Here is a 7,113-nt window from a genome sequence, read left to right as displayed (position 1 = left end):
TGATTGAATATTTCTATCTCCTTTATGAGCTTTTTATAAATAGAATAGTTCGATAAATCATCTTTAAGCTTTCCTTTAATGTAACTAACGATGCTATTATCATATAATGCCGCAACATTTTTATATTCAACCCCACCGTAACTTATAGAGTCTGAAATTGAGTAAAATTGCGATTCATATTCTGCTTTTATTCCATAGTATTTTACAGCATTCTTCTGCTTAAGTTCAACTATTTCATTTTTAAAAACATCTTGTATTGTTTTTAAAAGATTTGATTGTAAATAATTATTTAAATGAATGTAATCAACATCGTAGATGTTGTTTTTATTAATTTCGTGGTTGAGGCAAATAAATAGGTTGTTATCTTTTCGTAGTGTAATAAATAAGGGCTTAAAATAACTTTCAATTGCTACTTCGATTTCATTTTCATATTCAGAAACTAAACACCCAAGTTTATTACTTAAACAATTCTTTTTATTTATATTTTGATATTTTCGGAAAGAAACGGTTACGCATAAATCACTTTGCAAATTAGTCTCCTTTCCTACGGCAAATGAAAGACCTAAGGAATTTGGATAATTTTGTTGTTTACTTACTAAACTTTCATTCGAATCATCCTTTATATTATCATCATCTGCCCCTTTTTCTACATCTTCAGTATCTGTATTTTCTGAATCAACATCTGATTCTAATAGTTTTTCAATAGATTTTGGCTCAACTCCTTTTGGAACTCTTGTTTCCGGAAAAAGAATGGCAGAACTATACTGGTAAGCAGGAACCTCGGCTAAAATTTCACTTTTATTATTTATGGATTTTACAATCGTTTCTTTGAAATTAATTCCATTAAATTCACCTTTCTCCCATTTTTCAATTAAAAAATAGCGATTATTAAAGGCGCCAGGACCAATTATCTGCTCACGAACAAATAACTCAAGGCTCTCTCTCTTTTTTCTAAAATTATTCATCATTAAATAGTTTTTATTTCTTTTACTTCATGAAATTTTATTTCATTTATTATTGCTGAAAGTATCGATTTTGCAACCTCGGTAGGATTAATTATTTCATCCTCAGTTTCAAATACTATCCTATTCTCAGCGATATACCCTGAAACCCTATTCACTAAATCCGGGTTTTCAATTTCACTTATGTAATTACTTTCTAAGCATAAATCATATATCCGTTTGTATATTCTTTTTATATCATTTATGTGCCTTCTACCATAATGTAAAATCCAAGTCTGAAACATATCACTTGAAGTAATGCCTAAAAACTCACAAATGATTTTCCAATTTTCTTTTTTCTTTGGTAAAATGAATTTCTCAATTTCGTAATCTTCAGGTTCAATCACATATTTTTCCTTAAAATATCTTTCATCCGAGTATTCTATGCCCAATCGTTTTAATGTTTTATATACATTCGGAATTTTTGATAGTTGAATCTGAAAGTCGATAATCGGATCTGGTATTTTACTTAGCTTATCTACCAATAAATCCTTACTAATAGATGAACCAATTTCGGTTTGCAAAACAAAACAATCACCAACGATTAATTGCGAAACATAATTTGAAATAAGACTGTTTTTTTTAATTAAAACTTGATTGCTACCCTCAAATTCAAAATCTTTATTCTCAACTGTTGTAATTAAGTATTTCTTATTCTCAAGCTCTTTTAAGGGTTTTTTAACCAACTCAATTTCCTCTTCATTATTAAAAACTATATCTTCACTTTCAATACTAACAATCTTGCTCTCAACTTCTATCCTATCACTCTTGTATTTTTTTCTATAATTTCCTATTTCAAGTTTTATGCTTTGAATTAAATCTTGTCTCAGTTTTTGATAGGTTTCTTTGTTAACTTGAAAATCAGAATCAAGTAGTTGCCTTTGGAGACTTAGTAACGGATTATATTGATAATCGAGAAGATGATATGTTATCCAGGGTTGATAATGAAAATATAAGAAATCAGGCGTGAGCACTTTGAGTACATTATTTTTCTGAAAAATATTCGCAAGATTAATAATGTTAAAAGCGTCTAATAGCAATACTTCAGAATAATCGGAATAGTCATAATTGTCATCATTTTCTACAAACAAAACTTTGTTATTTAATTTTGTTAGATAGTGTTTGAAAGAATTTAAGGTTTTTTCCAGCTTTTTCTTTCTTGCCCCTTTTATATCGGGCAAAAGTAAGACGGGGTTTTTAATTTCCTGAATTAGTAGCTTCCCCCAATCCAGTTCATGAATTAAGTATATGATTTTTTTAATTTCATTTATTATTGGTTTCTCAGCAACATTTGGATAGTCCGATTTAAACATTTCAAACCAATCCTCTTTAGCGATAGATGGATTAACGAATAATAGCCAATACTTTGGAAACGGTGTTGTAAATTTATTAAAGTCGTATTCTTTCCAATTATTATAAAACCCATCTAATAAATTAAATAGTTCAAAGCTATGGTTGGTATTTATAATGTCAAATTTCACTATTGAAGCCAACGGAATTGACTTGACCGCATCGAGTTCCTTCGGTAACAAAACAACATCACTATTTTGTAAAGCATAGTAACAAAATCGTGAATTGAATATCAAATCAAATTTCTTTTTTCCAATTTCTAATAGGTAACCATGTATGTTTTTATGATATGGATATCTGATTGAAATTAGATTTTTTATATCCTGTTTACACAGTTCGTCTTCAAATTCTATTACCGCCTCTTCAGACATATCAGAATGATATTTTAAAGTTCTGAACAATACATATTCCTCAGCTCTAATTCGATCACCTGTGCTTATTGAAAGGCACAAATCTTCTTTCAAATCAATAATGATCGGATGGTTAATCAACTCTTGATTACTAATTGCTTTGAATAACTTGAAACTACTATAAGTCTCGTCCCATTGCGAATATTCAATTTGTTCTTTTTTAAATATCGGCAGAAACCTATTAGTTCCAACAACTGTATTTTGTGACCAAATAAGAAAATCTCCTTCCTTTTTTATAAAGTCAATTGTTGAGCTCTTAGAAATAAATTTTTTGTTCCTTTTGTTATAATCAAAGACATTAAAAAGACATGTGTTTTCAAAATTAACAGCCACCGGTTTGTTTAGGAGCCTACTTGTTAATGAAAAAAGGCGCAGATAATTGTAAATATTATTTAAAGATTCTTCATTGTGGTTTGGGATATAAAGAGACAATTTATCTTCCGGTGATACTAAAAAATTATAATACCACTTACCAATGACTTCCAATATATCAGGTCTTTCATCTTGAACCTCCAAAGCCTCAAGCACAGTCTCATGTATTTTATAAAATCTTACTTCCATAAAATAATTCTGATTGAATTCATGGCTCTTGTGGCACCAACGTAGTTTTGAACTTTAGTACTGTCATTTAATTCTTTTGTAATCAAATAAACGGACTCAGTCTCTAGACCTCTATATTTAATAGGAGATGTATACCTAATTTTATTAGAAGTGATATTAATATTCCCATCATTTAACTCTTCTATGTCTCTATTAAAATAATCATTTATTAAACTAGTAAACTCTTCGAGTAGATGACTTTGAACCAAAATTATTTTTTCAGAACTTGTGAATTTTGAATCATTTACAATTTCATTAAGTAGTTGTAATTTCTGTTTAGTTTCCTCTACATAAGTTAAATAGCCTTTATGCTTACTTTTAATTATTCCGTATTCGTTATACAACAAACAATTGGATATTTCAGCTATTTCTTTATTCTGTGCACAACGGTAATTTTCATCAAAATAGAAGTGTGTGTAACCCATTTCAATGAAAAAGTCCGTATACCATGCCAATTCCTTTAGGTTTGATACTATGGCTTGTTCTGGGTCATATAAAACTAAAATTTTCGGCTTTTCAAGTTTTATGTTTATTTTTTCAATAAAATCATACAATCCTTTATCAAAGTATTCTTGTGCTTCATCAAATATTAAAAAGTCTACGTCACTTGTGACACTTTCTTGTGTAACTGTGTCAGAAAATATTCTAAAAGCTATATTGTTTGGATCTAGCTTGTAGTCATTAAGAATAATATGTTCCAGTCTAGCTCTAATCAATTTGTTAGCACAGTAAACTATTCCTTTTTGCTGCTTTAATAAATTTTCAGCTAAATATTTAACAGCTAATGCAGTTTTCCCTGTTCCCGGAGCACCTTGAACTATAACATTTCTATTACGTCTTAATCCTTTAAGAATTTCATAATTTTCCTTTAAGATGAGCTCTGAGTTAATTCTATCCGGGTTGTAACCATATGTTGATTGAGTAGGGAATAGCTCGGACTTTAATCGTTTAATATCTTTAGCGCATAACAAAGGATAGTTTTCATATGCCTTCTTAGTAACATCATCAGCATTCAGGGTTGGATAAAATCTTTTAAATGTTCTAAACCTCTCTTTTCTGCCTAATTCATTTATAAACTTGAAAAAAATATTTTGAACTGCTCTTGCGTCTAGACCTGTTATATTAGCTTTTGAAAAGAATATATCTTTATATCCTGCAAGCTGAGGACTCCTCAATACAAAACCTGCTTCATGTGGAAGTACAATTGCACGATAAACGAAAACGGAGGAATCAATTAATTTTTTAAATGTGTGAACATATTCTTTTGCTTGTGTAAATGGGTTTTGAGTTTCATATTCTTTCCCTTCACCGGATGAAAAATAACAATCGTTTTCATCCACTCTTAATCCACCGCCTTTAACTTCAATAATTAGCAAACCCTGTTTAGTAAGCAAGATAAAATCCACCTGACCCTCGACCTTTCTTTTGCTTGCAGGATGGGTTGATAAATTATAATTATGCTTCAGATACCACGTTTCATCCTCAATAAATTTGTTTTCATTGAATGATAAAAACTGCTTATACAACCAAAGTTCACCAAAAAGCGTATCACCATCTTGATTGATAACAACAGATTCTAAATTGTTTTTTGGATAATTATCAATAAAGTGTATTGGCATAATCAATTCCCGTTTGCAATTGTTGATATTTTATTTATTGCATATAATGCGAAGAATTGCTTTACTGGAACTTTTTCCTTGTGTTTGAAAACTATCAATTTCTTTTGTTCAATTTCCAAATTTTCAATTTTTAGTTCATCAATTATTACTTGAACTAAATCAACTAATTCAGTTGGTTCTGTATATTTAGTATTTGACTTTTGGAGTTCGTAAAGTTTTTGAAGTTCATTCGCATTCCCAATTTTTTCCGAAAATCCATTATTAATATATTTCAAAAACTCCTTGCCGCATTTGTATTCATTTATTATCCCTTCAAGGTTTTTGTAATATTTATCATTAATTTTTTGAATCGGAAACCCTTTGCCTGTTCCATATTGAACTGAGGTAAACCATTTACCTTCGGCTGATTTGGGGTTATTCTCAATATCGTAGTTAGATAAAGTAACTGTTAAGTTACCATCTTTGATAGCGTGTCTTCTAAATCTTGAACCTTGATTTTTTATTGGAGGCTTGTTAAGTGATTTTATCTTGTAAGTATTAAGGTTTACTATGCCCTCAATTTTGGGTTTGTTTTTTAATACAAGTGAGCTTGGTATTGAGAATCGATGTTCATCAAGTACAACTTTAGCAAATGCTCTACTTACTGAACAACATACGGCATTACCTACTAAACGCCATTTATTATTTTCTGCACCTATAAATTGATAGGTAATAGGAAACCCCATTATTATTGCTGCTTCTCTTACTGTTGGCAGTCGGTATTCGCCATCACCCAATCTGTTAATTTCAGTTTTATAAATTATAGACTCTCTAGAATTTGCAATTTTTGTCGCTGTAATTGTGCGACTAGGTTTGTTTTCGTTTTCAGGGAATGACATTTTCCCCATAAATGGATGATTTATTTTCCAATATTTTGAAAATTTCCATTCCACTTTATAAATTCCCGTGTCGTAAAAATGATCAGTCAATTGACTTTGTGAAATCTTAATTTGATAGTGTGGGTCATTAATAATCTTATCTGAAAATAACGTAAAGGGATGAGGGAAATTTTGCTTCATCTTTCCGATTGTCATATACTTCTTTTTGCCATCAAGTCCATCTTCCGAATGCGATGATTTAGGTAATATAAGTTTACCCTTTTTTATTATTTCACCTGAAATAACTCTTTTTCTGGCTTGAAAAGAGCCATAGTCAGCAGAATTAATTATAGCCGAGTTTTCATATAGGTCAATTGCAATTTTTAAAGGACTAATTCTGTTTTTATTTGCCCATTCAGTTAACCCTAAATCCTTGAAAGTATAAGCTGTTTGTAGATATCTTTTCGAGTTAACGACATTTTCCATACACCAAGCTTTGAGTATCGAATTGGGTTGGTGTTTTTTTACAGCAACAATTCTTAAAAAAGTCTCTGTTAATTCAACACCCAAAGATTTATCTGCATTGCCTGATTTATTTGAACTAGAAAAACTAACACAAGGAGGGCTTCCTATTATAATTTCAGTATTAGGCAAACTTTCAATTTCAGCGATTGAACTTTTAAAGTCTAAAATGTTTTTAACTTCACAATTCAGATTGAAATTATGGTTAAAAGTTTCTACAGCAGGTTTCCAATGGTCGAAACCATAAATGATTTCATAACCCATCTGTCTGAAACCTTCGGAAAATCCTCCAGCACCACAAAAGAAATCTATAACTCTAAGTTTTTTCATTTACGTTTTTATTTTCATTGGTGCGTTGGCAAAAAACGGCTCTTTTGGTTTTGCGAAGCGTTGGCTTGTGTGTCGGGCAAAACCAAATGTGCCGTTTGTGGGGCTGGCTAAAAGAAATTTTAAAAAATGCGAAGGGTGGGCTTTTTCTTCCTTTTCTGTCACTTGTCCCAAAAGCAAAACACGGTCAGTTTGAAAGTCTGTCCGCTTGGTCGATATGGTCTGTATGTCGAGTCCATTTTTAGTCATTGTCTTGCTGTGTCGTCTGTCTTTTTAGCATTGGTGGTAACTTACTTATACACGCTACTTCTCAGCCACATCCACTCACCCGTTTGTCAACGCATCGCCTCATTCAAATATAAATATACTTTCATAAGAATCATTCTAAAGTTTACCAACATTCAGTTTTTGGGATATTGCACAATTC

5 protein-coding genes are annotated in these 7,113 nt (G+C 30.8%); all 5 read right to left on the bottom strand.

The annotated features are described in order from the left end of the window. Positions 1-968 (bottom strand): hypothetical protein (locus tag ACOYLT_RS09485; RefSeq protein ID WP_422853616.1); only part of this gene is annotated, 968 nt, incomplete at its 3' end. Next, positions 968-3,322: a hypothetical protein gene (locus ACOYLT_RS09480; protein WP_422853615.1), complete on the bottom strand. Its 2,355-nt coding sequence runs from the start codon at positions 3,320-3,322 to the stop codon at positions 968-970. The genes ACOYLT_RS09485 and ACOYLT_RS09480, both read right to left, overlap by 1 nt. Continuing rightward, entirely contained in the window at positions 3,313-4,980 is a 1,668-nt protein-coding gene (locus ACOYLT_RS09475) for an NERD domain-containing protein (RefSeq protein ID WP_422853614.1), read from the bottom strand. The genes ACOYLT_RS09480 and ACOYLT_RS09475 overlap by 10 nt, the downstream gene beginning before the upstream one ends. Before the next feature lie 2 nt (positions 4,981-4,982). Beyond that, complete coding sequence (locus ACOYLT_RS09470) at positions 4,983-6,689, bottom strand: DNA cytosine methyltransferase (protein WP_422853613.1); 1,707 nt, start codon at positions 6,687-6,689, stop codon at positions 4,983-4,985. Beyond that, on the bottom strand, positions 6,690-6,935 hold the full coding sequence (locus tag ACOYLT_RS09465) for a hypothetical protein (protein ID WP_422853612.1): 246 nt from the start codon (positions 6,933-6,935) through the stop codon (positions 6,690-6,692). Between the last annotated feature and the right edge of the window lie 178 nt (positions 6,936-7,113).

Origin of the sequence: Flavobacterium sp. (genome assembly GCF_049318185.1) — a bacterium.
Classification (GTDB): Bacteria; Bacteroidota; Bacteroidia; order Flavobacteriales; family Flavobacteriaceae; genus Flavobacterium.
This window is presented reverse-complemented; position numbering and strand designations above follow the sequence as displayed.